The following is a 16,801-nucleotide window of genomic DNA, read 5'->3' as shown; positions in this document are numbered from 1 at the left end:
CTGTCCAGCGGCGGCGAAAGACTGCAACCGACCGATTTCTGTGCAACGGAGCCGCTTTCATCCAACAGGCCGGGTCAGCCCTCCTGCGCCTCACGCGCCGCCCAGGCGTCGACCTCGGCCTTGAGGGCCGGCGTACCCAGCGCCGACACATAAAGAAGCGTGGTGCAAGGCCGATGATCGCCGAAGAATGCGCCGAATATCTGCCGGCGCCGATCGGGATCGACCTCGCCAACCAGATAGGTCGTCATCTTGACCAGATCGCCGATCCCCATGCCCGCCGCTTCAAGATTGTGACGGACGTTGTCGAGCGCCACTTCGAGCTGTTCCGCCGGGTCAACAGGCAGGCTGCCGTCGGGCCGCATGCCGACCTGACCGGCCATCACGAGCCAACGGGCTCCGGCCGGTACCTCGGCCTGGTGACTATAGGCAGCGACCGGCGCGTGAACGCCGGCCGGATTGCGAAACTGCATTTCTGTCTCCCGAACCGGCGCCGAACGGGCCGCCCTCCCCCCTCGGGCGGGGGCGACACGCGCGGCAAGCCTAGCTCATTCGAGATCGGGTGCCGTGCCCTCGGCATCGTCCTCGGGCGCACCCTTGAGGATGGAGTCGGCGATGACGCCGGCATTCTGGCGGATGGCCGCCTCGATCTCGGTGGCGAGCGCCTCGTTCTCGCGCAGGAACTGCTTGGCATTCTCGCGCCCCTGGCCGAGACGCTGGCTGTTGTAGGAGAACCAGGCGCCGGACTTCTCGACGATGCCGGCCTTGACGCCGAGGTCGATCAGCTCACCAACCTTGGACACGCCCTCACCATAGAGGATGTCGAACTCGACCTCGCGGAACGGCGGCGCCAGCTTGTTCTTGACCACCTTGACGCGGGTCTGGTTGCCGACGATCTCCTCGCGGTTCTTCAGCGCGCCGATGCGGCGGATGTCGAGGCGAACCGACGAGTAGAACTTGAGGGCGTTGCCGCCGGTCGTCGTCTCGGGGCTGCCGAACATCACGCCGATCTTCATGCGGATCTGGTTGATGAAGATCACCATGGTCTTCGACTTGGAGACCGACGCGGTGAGCTTCCTGAGCGCCTGGCTCATCAGGCGGGCCTGCAGGCCCGGCAACTGATCGCCCATCTCGCCTTCCAGTTCGGCGCGCGGCGTCAGCGCCGCCACCGAGTCGACCACCAGAACGTCGATGGCGCCGGAGCGAACCAGGGTGTCCGTGATCTCAAGCGCCTGCTCGCCGGCGTCCGGCTGCGAGATGAGGAGATCATCGAGGTTGACGCCCAGCTTGCGGGCATAGACCGGATCGAGCGCGTGCTCGGCGTCGATGAAGGCGCAAACGCCGCCGCGCTTCTGGGCCTCGGCCACCGTATGCAGCGCCAGCGTCGTCTTGCCCGACGATTCCGGCCCGTAGATCTCGACGATGCGGCCCTTCGGCAGGCCGCCGATGCCGAGCGCGATATCAAGGCCGAGCGAACCGGTCGGCACGGTTTCCACTTCCACCACCTGCCCCTTGCCGAGGCGCATGATGGATCCCTTGCCGAAGGCCCGTTCGATCTGCGACAGGGCGGCGTCGAGCGCCTTGGTCTTGTCCATGGAGGTTCCTTCCACGAGGCGAAGTGAATTCTGCGACACTGCTCCGCTCCTTATTTCACGGGCGTTCCCGGATTTCAAACTCACGGTCAATGTACACGATTTGTTCCCTAGAGCAAGCGGCATATATGTCCTTGACATAAAAATACAAGTCTGGTTTCGTTCCCGTCGTGTTCCGGTCAGGTTAAGGTGCCGGAAAATAGGGAGAAAAATTCTGAAATCGGGGAATCGAAACGGCGGCTTTCGATCGCTTCTTGTGGTCGGCGGTTGTCACCAGGATGTGCTTGGCCGAGCGGCCTTCATCTATGAGCCTGCAACCTCCTGTCCGGGGATCGTCACGCGCCGTCCCGGCGGGGTGGCGCGCAATGTGGCGGTGCTGCTCGGACGGGCCGGCGCGCCCTGCCGCTTCGTGTCGAAGGTCGGCAACGACGCCGCTGGCCGCGAGCTCATCGCTGAGCTCACGTCCGCCGGTATCGACACCTCCGCCATGGTCGTCGACGCCAACGGCCGCACCGGCACCTATCTCGCCATCCACGACGAGGCCGGCGAGCTCGTATCGGCCATCTCCGATCTTGGTCTCTATGACAGTTTCGTTCTGCCGGCAGCCGCGCTGAACAACGATGGCGATCCGCTCGTCTTCGCCGATGCCAACCTCGCCCCTGGCGAACTTGCCCGCCTCGCCGACGCCTATGGCGACAGGCTGGTGTTCGACGCCATATCCAGAGCCAAGGCGCCGCGCCTCAAGCCACTCGTTGCCTCGGGCGCGCTCATCATCTGCAACCTGCCCTCGGCGGAGCTTCTGGTCGGTCATCCTGTAGAAAGGCCGATCGAGGCTGCCGAGCGGCTGCTGACCACCGGCGCCCGGCGAGCCGTCATCACCGGCGGTTCCAAACCGCTGGCGATCTTGGACGACGGAGGCATCATTGAGTTGACGCCCCTGCCGACCGAAGTTGTCGACGTCACCGGCGTCGGCGATGCCCAGACGGCCGGCATACTCTTAGCGCTGGCGGCCGGCGCTCCGCTCGCCGCCGCCGTCAAGGTCGGCATGATGGCCGCCCGCGCTGCGCTCGCCACCGCCGGTGCCCTTGGCGAACTTCCGGCCGACGTGATCGCTGCGGCTCTGGCGGCGGAGACCTAGACGGCATTCAAGATCCGCAGCCTTGATTGAAAGATCAGGGCTATTCCCCTTTTCGGCGCAAGCCGCGTCTTCCCTCTTTCGCAAGGCAGCCGTCTCGTCGTATAGGGTTTGGCTCGGAGATCCATCACCCGCCGCCGACGTCGCGTGCCCACTCCGTGGCCCTGTCGTGCGGCCACATTCGGAGGCATGATGGCATCCCTGCCACTCGTCTATTCGCCGGAAGTCGACGCTGCGCTCGCCGCCGGCAAGCCCGTCGTCGCGCTCGAGTCCACCATCGTCACCCACGGCATGCCCTACCCGGACAATGTCGAGACGGCGCGCGCCGTCGAGGCGGAAATCCGTAGCCGGGGCGCCGTGCCGGCCACCATCGCCGTGCTGGAAGGCAAGATCCGCGTCGGTCTCGACGCCGAGACGCTCGACCGGCTCGGCACCATGACCGGCGTCATGAAGCTGTCGCGCGCCGACCTCGCCTTCGCGCTGGCCACCGGCCGGCCGGGCTCGACGACCGTCGCCGCCACCATGATCTGCGCCCGTCTCGCCGGCATCGACGTGTTCGCCACCGGCGGCATCGGCGGCGTCCATCAGGGCGCCGAGGAGAGCTTCGACGTCTCCGCCGACCTCGAAGAGCTCGGCCGCACCTCGGTCATCGTCGTCGCCGCCGGCGCCAAGGCCATTCTCGACCTGCCGAAGACGCTGGAAGTGCTGGAAACCAAGGGCGTGCCGGTGGTCGGCTATCGCACCGACGAGTTTCCGGCCTTCTGGTCGCGCGGCTCCGGCCTGAAGGCCCCCCTGCGGCTCGATTCGGCCTCGGAGATTGCCGCCTTCCAGAAGGCGCGCGAGATGATCGGCATCGAGGGGGGCATGCTGATCGCCAATCCGGTGCCGGAGACCGACGAGATCCCGGCCGTCCGCATGCAGGGCTTCATCGCGGCGTCGCTGGCCTCGGCCAAGGCCGCCGGCATCTCGGCCAAGCAGGTAACACCCTATCTCCTCGCCGACATGTTCGAGCGCACCGCCGGCTCGTCGCTCAAGACCAACATCGCCCTGGTCATGAACAACGCCCGCCTCGCCGCCGACATCGCCAAGGCCCTGAAGGCTTGATACCAGGAGGCATCAAAAATGCCTCTTGGTATTCTGCTTGCCGATTTCTCATGCCACTGATGCAAATGAGAAATCGGCAATAATCTCAATGAGCGGATGCGCTAGCATCTTCGCGAATTGGCTTGACAGCCGAAATGCTTCGGGACTGGTTCACCCAGCCCCGAAGACATGCGCCCGCGCTGAGAAAGTCTCGGCCAAGCTACTCGGCCAGCGTTTCCTTGACCGTCGTCGCCAATTGCTTCAGCGAGAAGGGTTTGGGCAGGAAGTTGAACTGCTCGTTTTCCGGCAGGTTCTTCTTGAACGCGTCCTCGGCATAGCCCGACACGAAGATGATCTTGAGGTCGGGCTGCGTTTTGCGCAACTCGCGCAGCAGCGTCGGGCCATCCATCTCCGGCATCACCACGTCCGACACAACCAGATCGATCTTGCCGCCCACGTCCGCCATCACCTCCAGCGCCTCGGCGCCGGTGGACGCCTCGTGGACGGTGTAGCCGCGCGAGACCAGCGCACGTGCCGCGAAGGCGCGCACCGCCTCCTCGTCCTCGACCAACAGGATGGATGCGTTGCCGGTGAGGTCGGCGATCGGCGTCGCCTCGACGTTCTTCTTCGGCACCGCCTCGGCCGGCGCTTCGTGGCGCGGCAGGAAGATGTGGAAGGTGGTGCCGACGCCCACCTCAGACACCGGATAGATGTAGCCACCGGTCTGCTTGATGATGCCATAGACGGTGGAGAGACCGAGGCCGGTACCCTTGCCCACTTCCTTGGTCGAGAAGAAGGGATCGAAGATCTTCTCCATGATCTCCGGCGTCATGCCCGAGCCATTGTCCTCCACCTCGATGTGCACGTAGTCGGCGGCCGGCATGCCCTTGAAGGGATAAGAGGCGGCACAGTCGGCCTCCATCACGTTGGAGGTGCGGATCTCCAGCTTGCCCGCCTTGGTCATGGCGTCGCGGGCGTTGACCGCGAGGTTGATGATCACCTGCTCGAGCTGGTTGAGGTCGGCCATAACCGGCCAGACGTCGCGGCCGTTGTTGACCTTGAGCTGCACCTTCTCGCCGAGCAGACGGCTCAGAAGGTTGGTCAGCTCGGCCAGAACGTCGGACAGCACCAGCACCTGCGGCCGAAGGGTCTGGCGGCGCGAGAAGGCCAGCAGCTGCCGGACGAGGCCGGCTGCGCGGTTGGCGTTCTGCTTGATGTTCATGATGTCCTGGAAGGACGGATCGGTCGGCCGGTGGTTGTTGAGCAACAGGTCGGAGAAGCCGATGATGGCGGTCAGCACATTGTTGAAGTCATGCGCCACGCCGCCGGCCAACTGGCCGACTGCCTGCATCTTCTGCCCTTGCGCGAACTGCGCCTCCAGCGCCCGCTGCTCGGTGGTCTCCAGAGCGTAGACGATGGCCACCTCGCCGTCGCCGGCGCCCTCCTCGACGGGCGACACGTAAACGCGGGCCGAGCGTTCGCCCTCTCCGGCCAGCGATACATCGATGCCCGAGAGGGTGCCCTGCCCGTTCACCGCCGACACGATGGCCTCGGAAATCGCCTTGCGGTCGCGTTCCGCCACCACGTCGGTCAGCCGGCCGCGCGGCGCCGAGGGGTCCGGCCGGATGGTGGCGCCGAACAGGCGCATGAACGGCGCGTTGTTGCGGCCGATTCGACCGTCCTTGTCGATCGAGGCGATGGCAGCCGGCGTGTTGTTGAAGAAGCGGGTGAAGCGCACCTCCGCCGCCCGGAGCGATTCCGACACATCCTCGCCGGGCGAGCGGTTGAGCACCAGCGTGCGGCTGTCGCCGACGGCGCCATCGCTGCCCACCGGCACGCGGTGGATGATGCGGACCGGCAGGATCTGGCCGTTGCGCTTGACCATGTCGAGGTCGACGATGCCGGTCTTCACCTCGCCCGAGGCGCCGCGGATGCCGTCGAGCAACGCGACACCATCGCCGACCACGATTTCCTTGAGCTGCATGGCGCCGGCCTCGAACTCGGCGAGGTCGTAGCCGAGCCAGTCGGTCAGCGTGGCATTCATGTAGACGACGCGGCCGAGTGCGTTGGCCGACAGGAAGCCGGCCGGCGCATGATCGAGGAAGTTCACCGCCCGCTGCAGCGCCTGGAAGCTGTTTTCCTGTTCATCGCGGTCGCGCGTAATGTCCGCCACCTGCCAGACGTTGAGCGGCTGGAACAGGCCGTTGAGCGGCCGCACGCGGATGCGGTACCAGCGGGCAGGCCCGTCGATCCGGCCGAGCGGATGAGCGACGCGCAGTTCCTCTGTCGCCCGCCGCCCTTCGCGCGAGGCCTGGGCCAGCCGGAAAATCACGTCGGCCGTATCGGGATCACCCGAGAACACCCTCTCGACGGTCCGGACGTCGACCGCCGATTCGGCGCGGATAAGGCGGCCATAGGTGGCGTTGGCATAGACGATGCGGCCATCGCCGTCGGTGACGCAGACGCCGTCCGTCATGGTGTCGAGGAAGCGCTTGGCGAGCTGCACCTGCCCATCGTTGCGCGACGACAGGCGTACGAGACCGATGGCGATGGCGAACAGCGAGAAGACGCCGATCACCGCCAGGAGGCCGAGAAGGCCGAGCACAAAGGGTTCTGCCGCTGCCCGGTCGAGCACGGCGAACACCGCGGCGGCGGCCACCAGCGCCAGCGCCAGCGCGATCACCAGCCCGACGTTGCCGCCGCGCTCGGAACGGTCGACGATCGGCGTTTCGATGGAAGGTGCCGACGGCTCGGTTTCGTTCATGCTGCTGTTACCCTGCCCGCCTGCCGATGCTCCGCGCCCCGGCCGGGAATCGTCTGTTCTCGGCATGATCTTTAACAATCACCCGTGACGAGGCAAACGCCGACTTGCGCCTTTTCGCCGATCTGGCCCGATGATTCCGGCTTTTGCCGCTCGTCGGCACCCTGCACGCCGCCATCAGGACCGCCAGCTCGGCTTTTTCTTGAGGTTCAACACGTAGCCCACCACCTGCGCCACCGCCTTGTAATGCTGCTCCGGGATGACCTCGTCGAGATCGACGCTGGCATAGAGGGCGCGAGCCAGCGGCGGGTTCTCGACGATCGGCACGTCGGCGCCCTTTGCCATCTCGCGAATGCGCAGCGCCACCTCGTCGACGCCCTTGGCGACGCAGACCGGGGCGGGCGTCGTATCGTCATATTTCAGCGCCACCGCATAATGGGTCGGGTTGGTGACGACCACCGTTGCCTCCGGCACCTTCTGCATCATGCGCTGCCGCGCCCGCTGCATGCGCAACGAACGGATGCGGCCCTTGATATGCGGGTCACCTTCGGTCTGCTTGTGCTCGTCCTTGACTTCCTGCAACGACATCCGCTGGCGATGCATGTAGCGGTAACGCGACCAGAAGTAGTCGGCGGCGGCGATCAGGAACATCAGCACCAGCATGAAGCCCAGCATGCGCAGGGCAATCGACTTGGCCACCGAGAGCGTCCGGGCAATGTCGATGGTGACCAGCGCGTCCAGGCGATCACGCTCCGGCCACAGCACCATGGTCATCACCGTGCCCAGGATCGCCACCTTGAGCAGGCCCTTGACGAAGTTGGCGAGGCTCTCGGGCGAGAACAAGCGCTTGAGCCCGGCAAGCGGCGACACCTTGTCGAGCCGCGGTTCCAGCGACTTCCATGAGAACACCATGCGATGCTGGGCAAGGCTGCCGACAATGCCGCCGAGCGCCATCAGCACCAGCGGGAAGGCAAGCGCCAGCATGAAGCCGCCGACCAGGGTGAGGTAGAGGCGGCGAAGACCGCCGCCGTCCACGGAGATGTCGGCGGCGTGCTCGAACAGACCCCTGAGAGATGGCAGCAGCACGCCGGTCATTCCCGAACCGGTAAGCCCGACGACGGCGGTCACGGCGACGAGCCCGAAAAAGGTGCTCACCTCCATGCTCTTGATGACGTCGCCCTGCTCGTGCGCCTGCTCGAGTTTTCGTTGGGTAGGTTCTTCTGTTTTGTCGCTGTCGTCGTCCGGACCGGCCATGGCGCTGCCCTCAGGTGGGAACGAGGCGCATCAGACCGGTTTCCATGAAGGACCGGTAGAGGCCGAGAATGGTGGCGATCAACGAGGCAAGGATGGCGAGGCCGATCATGATGGTCAGCGGCATCGCCAGGAAATAGACCTGGAATTGCGGCATCAGCTTCTGCAGCACGCCGAGACCGAGGTTGTAGACCAGGGCAAAGACCATGAAGGGCGCGGCGATTTGCAGGGCCGTCTTGAAGGATTCGGCGATGGTCAGGATGGCGGCGTCCTTGAAGTCGCCGACCGGCACCATCTCGCCGGGCGGGAACATGGTGTAGCTGCCGGCAATGCCGGCCAGCGCCACGTGATGCAGGTCGGTCATGAAGATGACGGTCATGCCCGTCACCGACAGGAAGGACGAGATGATCGCGCCCTGCTGGCCCATGGTGGGATCGACGCTCTGAGCAAAGCCGAGACCGATGTCGGAGGCGATGGCGGTGCCGGCGGTCTGGATCACGCTCATCAGCAGGCGGGCGGTGAGGCCGATGGCGAGACCGATGATCACCTCGGCGACAAGCGCGAAGATCAGCCGGTTCATGTCGTTGGCAAGCCCTGATGGCAGCCGGTTCGACAGGACGGGGTAGAAGACCAGCGTCAAGAGCAGCGCGAAAGTGAGACGGGCGCGGGCCGAGATCGTCGGCTCACCGATGCCGGGCATCAGCATGCAGAGCGTGCCGACGCGGGCGAACAGCAAGAGAAACAGCACCGTCACGTCGGGGAGGATCCGGATGGTCATCCTCGGATGATCCATTCGGAAAGCGTCACCATGAAGCTGTTGAGCGAGTCTGCCATGAAGGGCAGCGTCAGCATGAGCACGATGAAGATTGAGAGTATCTTCGGGATGAAGGCCAGCGTCTGTTCCTGGATCTGGGTCAGCGCCTGAAACAGGGACACGACAAAGCCGACCGCGAGACCGGCCAGCATCACCGGCGCCGCGATCTTGATGGTCACCCAGATGGCGGTCCGGGCCAGGTCGAGAACCTCAGCGCCACCCATACCGTCCGCTCCGAACCGGCGCTGGCGTCAGATCGCCATGCGCATGATTTCCTCATAGGCCGAGATCACCTTGTCGCGCACCGACACCATCGTATCGAGCGCCACCTCGGCTTCCGACACGGCCGTGACGACGTCGATGATGTCGCCCTTGCCGGCCATGTAGCTCGCCTGCTTGACTTCCGAGGCATTGCCCTGATCGACCACCTGCTGCACCTGGTCGCGCAGCATGGCGCCGAAGTCGGACGCCGTCACCCCGGCAGCCCCGGCGGCTGCGCCATCAGCCTGCCCCGCCTGGCCGCGATTCGCCAGCCTCGACATGGCGCCGTACACACTGCTGGCGTTGAGGGCGGTGGTGGTGAGCGCCATGGTCAGGGTCCTCCTAGATTACGCGCTCAGCCGCGCAGGATGTCGATGGTCTTCTGGAGCATGGCGCGCGTCGAGGAGACCACGTTGAGATTGGCCTCGTAGGTGCGCTGGGCGCTCTGCATGTCCACCATCTCGATGAGCGGCGACACGTTGGGATACTTGACGTTGCCTCTCGCATCGGCGGCGGGGCTGTTCGGCTCGTATTTCAGCTCGAAATCCGAGCGGTCGGGCACCACCTTGCCGAGCCGCACCATCTCGGCGCCGAGTTCCTTGTCGAACTTCGAGGTCACCGTGGGAATCTGACGCCGGTAGGGATCGCCGCCCGGCGTCGACGCCACCGAGTCGGAGTTGGCGACGTTCTCGGCAATGATCCGCATGCGGCCGGTCTGCACCTTGAGGCCAGCGGAAGAGATCATCAGGGTCTTCAGAAAGTCCATGGCCTCACCTCACTTCTTGCCGACGGCGGTCTTGAGAAGGCCGAGGCTGCGCTGGTAGAGCGAAGTCACGGTCTGAAAGTCCATCTGGTTGCTTGTGACCTTCATCATCTGGTCTTCGAGCGACACCGCATTGCCGTCGGGCGTCACCTCGTAGCCACCGACTTTCTCGGACCGGAAGGGCGTGCCGGTGCTGATGCGCGGCCCGGCGATATGCATCGGGTTGGTCAGCACGGTTGAAACGCCGACTTCGCGATCGCCGTCCACCGCCATGCGGAAGAAATCCGGCGCCTTGAGGTCACGCGCCGTGTAGCCCGGCGTCTCGGCGTTGGCGACGTTTTCGGCGAGCACCTTCTGCCGCGTCTCGTGGAAACGCAGTTTCCCTTTGATGGCCTGCAATACCGGCAGATCGGTCATCGACATCGAACAACTCACCGCAGATGGCGGCCGAACCGGCCGGCTGATACACCGCCTGGGGAGCGGCGCCCTGAAAGTCACAATCCGGCACAAGGATTCGCAACTTGAAAACCATAGGCAATATTTGCCGACCTCACGGTTAATGAATGGTTAACAATCCTTTCTTCTGCCCGCCTAGAGACTTGAAAAACGCCTGATTTGGCTGATAGCTGGGAAAAAGTGCCGAATGAGCTTATGGTTGCGCTCTGCAACGGCTGCCGGGTGGAGGAATTTCGGAGCCAAGCGGGGCGATGCCGACATTGGCGGAAGACGTTTCCGATTAATTTCCCATTTCGAGATAAACCGGCTATCGACTTGACGAACTGGCGCCTTCGACGAAACGGGTCTTGAGTGGAAAAGTAAGATGCAGGATTTGCTGGTAACCTGGTTTGGCGACACGGGAGCAACCGTCGTGCGCTATGTCCTAGCCCTGACGGTGGTGGTCGGACTGCTGCTGCTGCTCCGCTGGGTGCTCCGGACCTATGCCACCGGCGGCCAGCTCTCGATCGGCCGGAGCCGCCAGAACAGGCTGACCGTCGTCGAGCAGGTCGCCCTCGACCAGCGCCGGCGGCTCCTGCTCGTCCGGCGCGACGGCGTCGAGCATCTCATCCTGGTAGGCGGTGGCAACGATCTCGTGGTCGAGCCGACCATCATCAGGGGCGTCCCGGTCGGCAGCCTTGGACGGGCCGCCCGTCCGGCTCCAACCGCGCCGACCGTCGCCGAGGATGGCGAGTCCCACGCGGTTGAAACGCCCGCCGCGGCAACGGCTTCCGTCGTTCCGATGGTCGAAGCTGCCGCTGCCATCCGGCCCGCGCCGGTTGCGCGGCCGTCGACCGCCGAGCCGGTCCGCCCCGCCTTCCCCTCGCATGTCGCTGGCGAGCACCCGAAGGCCACATCGATCCAGGCGCGTCTCAACCGCGCCCAGCCCCGCACCCCGGAAGCCCCCCGGCCCGCGCCGACCTCGCCCTATATTCCACCGGAAGCCCATCGCGTCGAGCCGACGGTGGCCGCCATCTCGCCGATTGTGCCTGACAAGCCGGGAACGGACAGGCCGGCCGCCGACAGATTCGAGCCCGCCCAGGAGGCGAAGGTCGAACGCAGGGTCGAGCCGGTGCGTCCTGTGCCAGTCAGTGAGCCGGCCGTTTCCGAGCCCGACGATGCCCTCGGTTTCGACGACCTCGCCCGTCAGCTCGATGAGGCGCTGAAAAGCGAAATCGAGGAAATGAAGATCGAGGCCGCGACCCCGACGGCCGAGACGCCCGCCGCGCCCCCCGCCCCGGAGCCGGCGCCCAAGGTTGAGCCGCCGAAGCCGGCTGCCGCCGCCGCTTCCGCCTGGCTTCGGCCGCGCGCCACCCAGGCGCCACGCCCCATTGCCCCGCGCGAGCCGATCGTTCCGCGTGAGCCGGCTACCGTACGCGAGCCCGTCGTCGCCCGAGAGCCCATGGTTCCTCGAGAACCGGTCGTCCCGGCCGCACCGGCTCGCTCGCCGATCCGGCCGCCTGTCGCCGAGCCCCGCGCGGCCGAGCCAACCCCGGAACCGGCTGCCGCGCCGGAACCGGTGGCGACGCCCCGCCCGTCAGGCAGACCGGCAGAGGCGCCGGAAGAAGACGGCCGCGACAACTCCGAGTTCTCCTCGCTGGAAAGCGAGATGGCTCGCCTGCTCGACGATCTGGCCGGCGATTCCAAGGGAAAACGCTGAGCGCTTCTCCGCTTTCGACGGCTGTCGCCTTGAGCCCTCCGCCAGCCGGGGCGACAGTGTCGCGGGAAGCCGGATGATTCGTGTCCGGCCGTGACCGGCGCAGCGTGCGCCGGCCTCTCGGATGGGCGCGATGACCACGGACAATGGCGGAACGGGCGAGACTGAAACCAAGAAAGCCGACGCGCAGGGCCGCTCTCACGGCTGGCGGTTGATCCTCGCTCTGCTTTGCCCGCTCTTTTTCTGCCTGCTCTGGCTCGGCCTTTCCGCCGGCATGGCCCTCGCCCAGGACGTCAGCATCTCGCTCGGCGAGGGATCGACGCTGACGGAACGGGCCGTCCAGCTCGTCGGCCTGCTCACCGTTCTCAGCCTTGCTCCGTCGATCGCCGTGATGATGACCTCATTCACGCGCATCGTCGTGGTCCTTTCGCTCCTGAGATCGGCCATTGGCTTGCAGACGGCCCCGCCCAACGCGGTGATGATCTCGCTGGCGCTGTTCCTGACCGCCTTCATCATGGCGCCAACCTTTCAGGACGCCTACACCAACGGCATCGAACCGGTGGTCAACAATCAGATCGAGCTGACCGAGGGCTTCGCCCGTACCATGCAGCCGATGCGCACCTTCATGCTGGCCCACACCCGCGAGGTCGATCTGCGGCTTTTCGTCGATCTCGCCGGCCTGCCGCAGCCGGAAAGCCAGGAAGATCTCGAAACGCGCATCATCATTCCGGCTTTCATGATCTCCGAGCTGCGTCGTGCCTTCGAGATCGGCTTCCTGATCTACCTGCCCTTCCTGATCATCGACATGGTCGTCGCCTCGATCCTGATGGCCATGGGCATGATGATGCTGCCGCCGCAGGTGGTGTCGCTGCCGTTCAAGCTGATCTTCTTCGTGCTGGTCGACGGCTGGGCCATGTTGGCCGGCAGCCTGGTGCGCAGTTACGGTGGCTAGAGCAACGCCAGCAAGAGTGGGAACCGGTTTTGCGTCCGGAGTTGCGTCTTGACAAGCTCGAGGCTTTCAGCCGGCGCTGGTTGCGCCGCCCGCATCCACCGACGCGTTGGACTCGGGCTGCGTCGGCGCGGCGCCCCCCTCGGGAGGCGCGACCATATCGGGCTTGTCGCCGGTTTCGACGTCGAGATAGCGCTTCCGATAATCGGCGAGGAAGCTCTTCATGGTGTCGGCGTCAGCGATCGACTTGACGATGCTCTGGAAATCGCTGCCACTCGCCACGATCGGGCCGGTCACGGCGTCGAAGGCCGAGCCGTTGGCGGTCGGAGCCATCTTCTCCGTATACTTGGAGCGAAGCCGGTCGACGCTCATGCGATCGCCGGACAGAGTATAGGCGATACCTGCCTTCAGCACGGCCAGTTGCTCGCTGTCGCTGAGTGGCATGGCATCGGTCCAGCGGGCGCCGAGCGTCCGCTCATAGGCCGCTCCCGCCTCGGCATAGCGATCGGCCGACCACATGATGTCGGCCTTGAGGCGCCCGATCTCCACGCCATCGAGCGGCATCAGCACCTCGAGCGCGCCGTCGGGGTTGCCGGACTCGGCCATCGCCTTGGCTTCGACGGTGCGTCGCTGCCGCTCGATCGCCACCGGCAGTGACGCCTGGCGCGTGGTCGACAGCGTGAACAGCGCCTTGTCCGGCCGATCATCCAAGAGATAGACCAGCGCCAGATCAGCCGCCACCTGGGCGCGCGCCGCGCCGCGAAGACGGTTTTTCACCTGATACTCAAGCAAGGACGCCGCCTGCGGCAGCAAGTCGACCTCGACGAGGCGGTCGGCCAGCTTGCGGACCATGGCGTCGCCCCGGCGTCCGCTCGGAGTCAGTTCGCGATAGTCATAGTAGAGCGACAGCGCCTGTACCGGGCTGAGATCGGAGTTCCTCTTGTCGAGGAACACCTGCGAGAAGGCGGCCTGCATCTCCTCGGTCATCTGCCGCGAGGTGATCGAGTCGGGATTGACCTGCTCGGCAACGCGCATCACCTCGAAGGCACGACGATAGTTGCCGCGCTCGATCGAGTACTGCCCCAGCAGACGCAGTGTCTTGAGCTCCATCTCGTCGCCGCGCCAGGTGACGGCCAGTTGCTCCAGCCGATCGATCGCCTGATCGAGCGTGATGAGGCCTTCGCGCCGCTGGAGCTGGACCAGACGATAGGTAGCCTCGGCGGCGATCGGTCCCTTGTTCTCGCGCACGATGTTGGACAGGAGCGTCACGGCGTCGAGAGCATGACCGGCCGCATCGCGCGCAAGGGCGTTCAGCAGATCGAGCCGGGCGCGCTCGCTGGCGCTGACGCTGCTCGGATCGAGCCGTGCCAGGAGGTCGCGCGCCGTCGTGTAGTCCTTGAGATCAATGGCCGATGCGATATGGCTCAGCGCATAGCGCCGTTGGATGACCGGCGGGAAGCTGCCGATCACTGCATCGCCCTTGGCGAACTCTGGTACGGAGTCGGCGTGCCGGCCGAGATCGCTGAGCGCCATCGCCTTCCAGACCGCCGCGTCCGGGCTGTCTTCCAGCTCGCGCCGTTCCAGGAGCTTCAGCGTCCGGTCGGGGCGATAGGTGAAATACTCCCCGCCCGCCCTCAACGCGGCCATGCGGTTGGAGACGGTTTCCTCCGGCGCAAGCTTGCCGACGAGGTCGAGTATGCCGGTGGTCTCGGGGCCGAGGCCCTGGGCCAGCGCGAAGGTCGCCGCCTTGTACCAGCGATCGACGCGCTCGGGCAGGTCGCGCGCCTGGGCGACATCGGTCATCAACTTGTGGCGGGTTTGCCAGTAGCTGGCCGCATCGACATTGCGGGCGTCGCCAAAATCGATGACGGCCGCCTTGCGGGCGACCGAGGAACCGAGCGCGGCCGGCAGATCGAAGAGGGTGGCCTTCTTCTCCTCGGCCAGCGTCGACACGGCCAGCCCTCCGGGCCGGCCGATCGAGACCAGGATGCCGTCGGACGTCACCGTGAGATCGTCAACCTTCGGCAACAGGGCGAGGCCGTGGATCGAGGCCAGCGCGTCCAGTTCGGCGAAGGCATGAGGCTTGACGAAACCGCGCGCCTGCCCCTTGCCGGTCACGACGATGACGGCGTCCTCGCTGTGGGGATCGGTCAGCTTGTGAATGCGAGAAACAGGACCGAACGGAATGTCGAGCGACTTGGAGCCATCGGGATGAACTTGCCGGCCGATCGACAGCGGCCGGGTCGGATCGGTGACCAGTTCGCCGATCGTCACGATCCACTTGGGCCCGTCCGGGCTCATGGTCGAGACGAAGCGGTCGGTCATCTCAATGCGGATGAGCTGGGCACCGTCGATCGTCGTCGGCTCGATGCTGCGGGCAAAGCCCACAAAGGCATCCTGCAACGTGGCGGCATCGATGGGCGCCGTGTCGTCGAACACCATCCAGAGCGTGCTGTCGCGCATGAACAGCGCCGCGCCGACCTCCTTCTTGTAGGGGAAGGTGATGTGAACGGCCTGACCGACGCGCTCGGACTCGACGCGGATGACGCCGTCGACCAGCGCTCGCGCCACGGCGTTCTCCGGCAGCTCGGCAATGTCGGCACGCGGCTTGTCGGCAGACGAAACGATCACCGGCCGCGCCGGCGAGGCTTGGGCCGTGTGCTCGGATGGGGAGTCCGTTGGCGGCGTTGCGGCGGCGACCTCACTCGCCGTCGGAGGTGTTTCGCTAGGGGGCGTCGCTTCGGCATGGGTGGCCGCTGCGACCTCATGGGAGGCGGCTGGCACGGCTTGATCCGGCGCAGGCGCAGCGTGATCGGGAGTGGCCGGCGCGGCATGCGGTGCCTCACCGGCGGCCAGTGCCGCGACCTCATGCGAAGCTGACGGCGTGGCTTGATCCGGCGCGGCCGCAACGTGATCGGCAGCAGCGGGCGCGGCATGCGGCGCATCGCCGGCAGCCGGTCCGGTGGCTTCGTGCGACGTCGTCGGCGCGCCATGGTCGGCTTTCGGCACGGCATGACCTGAAGCATCGCCGCCGCCGGCGCTGACCGCTTGCGTCGCACCGGCGGGAACGGCCGGCAGCGGCGCGACGGCCGCCTGCAACGCACGATCAAGCGGCGTCATGGCGGCCGGGTTGTCCGGGCCGCGCACGTCAACGACATAGCTGTCGTCGTCCTTGTAGGCGCGGACATCGGCAACGCTGTCGGTCAGTATGTGAACGACCAGTCCTTCATCGCCCTGCTCGGCGGTGATGTCGTTGACGAAGGGCGGAGGATCGGAACGGATGGCCGTCAGATCCGGCATCGACACCCGGTTGAAACGCAGGTCGACGCCGAGATCGGTGCGGCGGAAGTCGACGTCGAACGGCACGTTCCACTTGAAGTTCAGGCGACTGAAGGTCGGCGCCCGCGCGGCCGACACGTCGATCCGGATCGGCTTCTCGGTCTCGGCGATGAGCCGCTGCGCAGCCGCGGCCGCCTTGGCCATCTCGTCGGCCTTCTTGGCAAGGGCCGTTACGACCTCGTCGGGCAGGCGCGGCGGTTCGCCCTTCCATGTGCCCGGCAGGAAGTCGACGAAGAGTTGCGGCCCGGCCTCCATCACGTTGACCTTGACCGAGCGGGCCAGCGCCATACGCACGCCGAAACCGTCGGGATCGGTGCGCACGATCAGCACATAGTCGGCAAGCCGGGTTACCGCCGCCTCGGCATCAAGGTTGACGGGCTGATCGAACTGGATGACCAGCACGCCGCTGTCCGACGTCACCTTGTGCGTGGGCAGAAGATTGAGATTGGGAAAGGTGAGGACCATGCGGCCGAAATCGGGGCCTGACCGGAAGTCGACGGTCACCGGCTCGGCGGCGTCCTGCGCCCTGACGACGTTCGCCGCTCCGATCGTGACAAGGCATAGCGTCGCGGCGACGGCCACAAGGCGAACCGACGACCGAACACGCAACAAAACCTCACGCACCAACCGGGTCAAACGCATGAACACACCCCGATGACGCCGGACACACCGGCGCATCGAATAGCCTAGGCGGCATGCGCTTA

Annotated in this window: 14 protein-coding genes; 4 read left to right on the top strand and 10 right to left on the bottom strand. The window is 65.8% G+C overall.

What is annotated here, in order from left to right; genetic code table 11:
* Positions 1–74 precede the first annotated feature (74 nt).
* Both CXZ10_RS02050 and recA read right to left on the bottom strand, forming a co-directional pair.
* Positions 75–470, bottom strand: coding sequence for a RidA family protein (locus CXZ10_RS02050; RefSeq protein WP_101287288.1), 396 nt, complete (start codon positions 468–470; stop codon positions 75–77).
* Between the two features lie 75 nt (positions 471–545).
* Positions 546–1,631, bottom strand: coding sequence for a recombinase RecA (gene recA, locus CXZ10_RS02045; RefSeq protein ID WP_101287287.1), 1,086 nt, complete (start codon positions 1,629–1,631; stop codon positions 546–548).
* A 214-nt stretch (positions 1,632–1,845) separates the two neighbouring features.
* Here recA and CXZ10_RS02040 point away from each other — a divergent pair, with 214 nt between their 5' ends.
* Together CXZ10_RS02040 and CXZ10_RS02035 are read left to right on the top strand one after the other, a co-directional pair.
* On the top strand, positions 1,846–2,727 hold the full coding sequence (locus CXZ10_RS02040) for a PfkB family carbohydrate kinase (RefSeq protein ID WP_180335830.1): 882 nt from the start codon (positions 1,846–1,848) through the stop codon (positions 2,725–2,727).
* A 186-nt stretch (positions 2,728–2,913) separates the two neighbouring features.
* Complete coding sequence (locus CXZ10_RS02035) at positions 2,914–3,828, top strand: pseudouridine-5'-phosphate glycosidase (protein WP_101287286.1); 915 nt, start codon at positions 2,914–2,916, stop codon at positions 3,826–3,828.
* Positions 3,829–4,027: 199 nt separating this feature from the next.
* Here CXZ10_RS02035 and cckA read toward each other — a convergent pair whose 3' ends face one another.
* From cckA to flgB, 7 genes are all read right to left on the bottom strand, one after another.
* A complete protein-coding gene (gene cckA / locus CXZ10_RS02030; protein WP_101287285.1) occupies positions 4,028–6,571 on the bottom strand; it encodes a cell cycle histidine kinase CckA in 2,544 nt (847 codons plus the stop codon).
* A 174-nt stretch (positions 6,572–6,745) separates the two neighbouring features.
* Entirely contained in the window at positions 6,746–7,822 is a 1,077-nt protein-coding gene (gene flhB / locus CXZ10_RS02025; RefSeq protein WP_101287284.1) for a flagellar biosynthesis protein FlhB, read from the bottom strand.
* A 10-nt stretch (positions 7,823–7,832) separates the two neighbouring features.
* Positions 7,833–8,597, bottom strand: coding sequence for a flagellar biosynthetic protein FliR (gene fliR / locus CXZ10_RS02020; protein ID WP_180335829.1), 765 nt, complete (start codon positions 8,595–8,597; stop codon positions 7,833–7,835).
* The gene (gene fliQ, locus CXZ10_RS02015; RefSeq protein WP_101287282.1) at positions 8,594–8,857 is read right to left on the bottom strand and encodes a flagellar biosynthesis protein FliQ; all 264 of its coding nucleotides are present in this window, start codon (positions 8,855–8,857) and stop codon (positions 8,594–8,596) included. The genes fliR and fliQ overlap by 4 nt, the downstream gene beginning before the upstream one ends.
* A 27-nt stretch (positions 8,858–8,884) precedes the next feature.
* A complete protein-coding gene (gene fliE, locus CXZ10_RS02010; protein ID WP_101287281.1) occupies positions 8,885–9,223 on the bottom strand; it encodes a flagellar hook-basal body complex protein FliE in 339 nt (112 codons plus the stop codon).
* Positions 9,224–9,249: 26 nt separating this feature from the next.
* Positions 9,250–9,660: a flagellar basal body rod protein FlgC gene (flgC, locus tag CXZ10_RS02005; RefSeq protein WP_101287280.1), complete on the bottom strand. Its 411-nt coding sequence runs from the start codon at positions 9,658–9,660 to the stop codon at positions 9,250–9,252.
* 9 nt (positions 9,661–9,669) lie between these two features.
* Complete coding sequence (flgB, locus tag CXZ10_RS02000; protein ID WP_101287279.1) at positions 9,670–10,080, bottom strand: flagellar basal body rod protein FlgB; 411 nt, start codon at positions 10,078–10,080, stop codon at positions 9,670–9,672.
* A gap of 397 nt (positions 10,081–10,477) precedes the next feature.
* Between flgB and CXZ10_RS01995 the strand changes: the two genes are divergently transcribed.
* Together CXZ10_RS01995 and fliP are read left to right on the top strand one after the other, a co-directional pair.
* Complete coding sequence (locus tag CXZ10_RS01995) at positions 10,478–11,812, top strand: flagellar biosynthetic protein FliO (RefSeq protein WP_101287278.1); 1,335 nt, start codon at positions 10,478–10,480, stop codon at positions 11,810–11,812.
* Between the two features lie 271 nt (positions 11,813–12,083).
* On the top strand, positions 12,084–12,761 hold the full coding sequence (fliP, locus tag CXZ10_RS01990; RefSeq protein WP_101288317.1) for a flagellar type III secretion system pore protein FliP: 678 nt from the start codon (positions 12,084–12,086) through the stop codon (positions 12,759–12,761).
* 66 nt (positions 12,762–12,827) lie between these two features.
* On the opposite strand, the gene CXZ10_RS01985 is transcribed toward fliP, so the two are convergent.
* A complete protein-coding gene (locus tag CXZ10_RS01985) occupies positions 12,828–16,739 on the bottom strand; it encodes a hypothetical protein (protein WP_143741455.1) in 3,912 nt (1,303 codons plus the stop codon).
* Positions 16,740–16,801 lie beyond the last annotated feature (62 nt).

Origin of the sequence: Pleomorphomonas diazotrophica (assembly GCF_002844595.1) — a bacterium.
Classification (GTDB): domain Bacteria; phylum Pseudomonadota; class Alphaproteobacteria; order Rhizobiales; family Pleomorphomonadaceae; genus Pleomorphomonas; species Pleomorphomonas diazotrophica.
The sequence above is the reverse complement of the archived record's forward strand: the minus strand, read 5'-3'. Positions and strand labels throughout refer to the sequence as shown.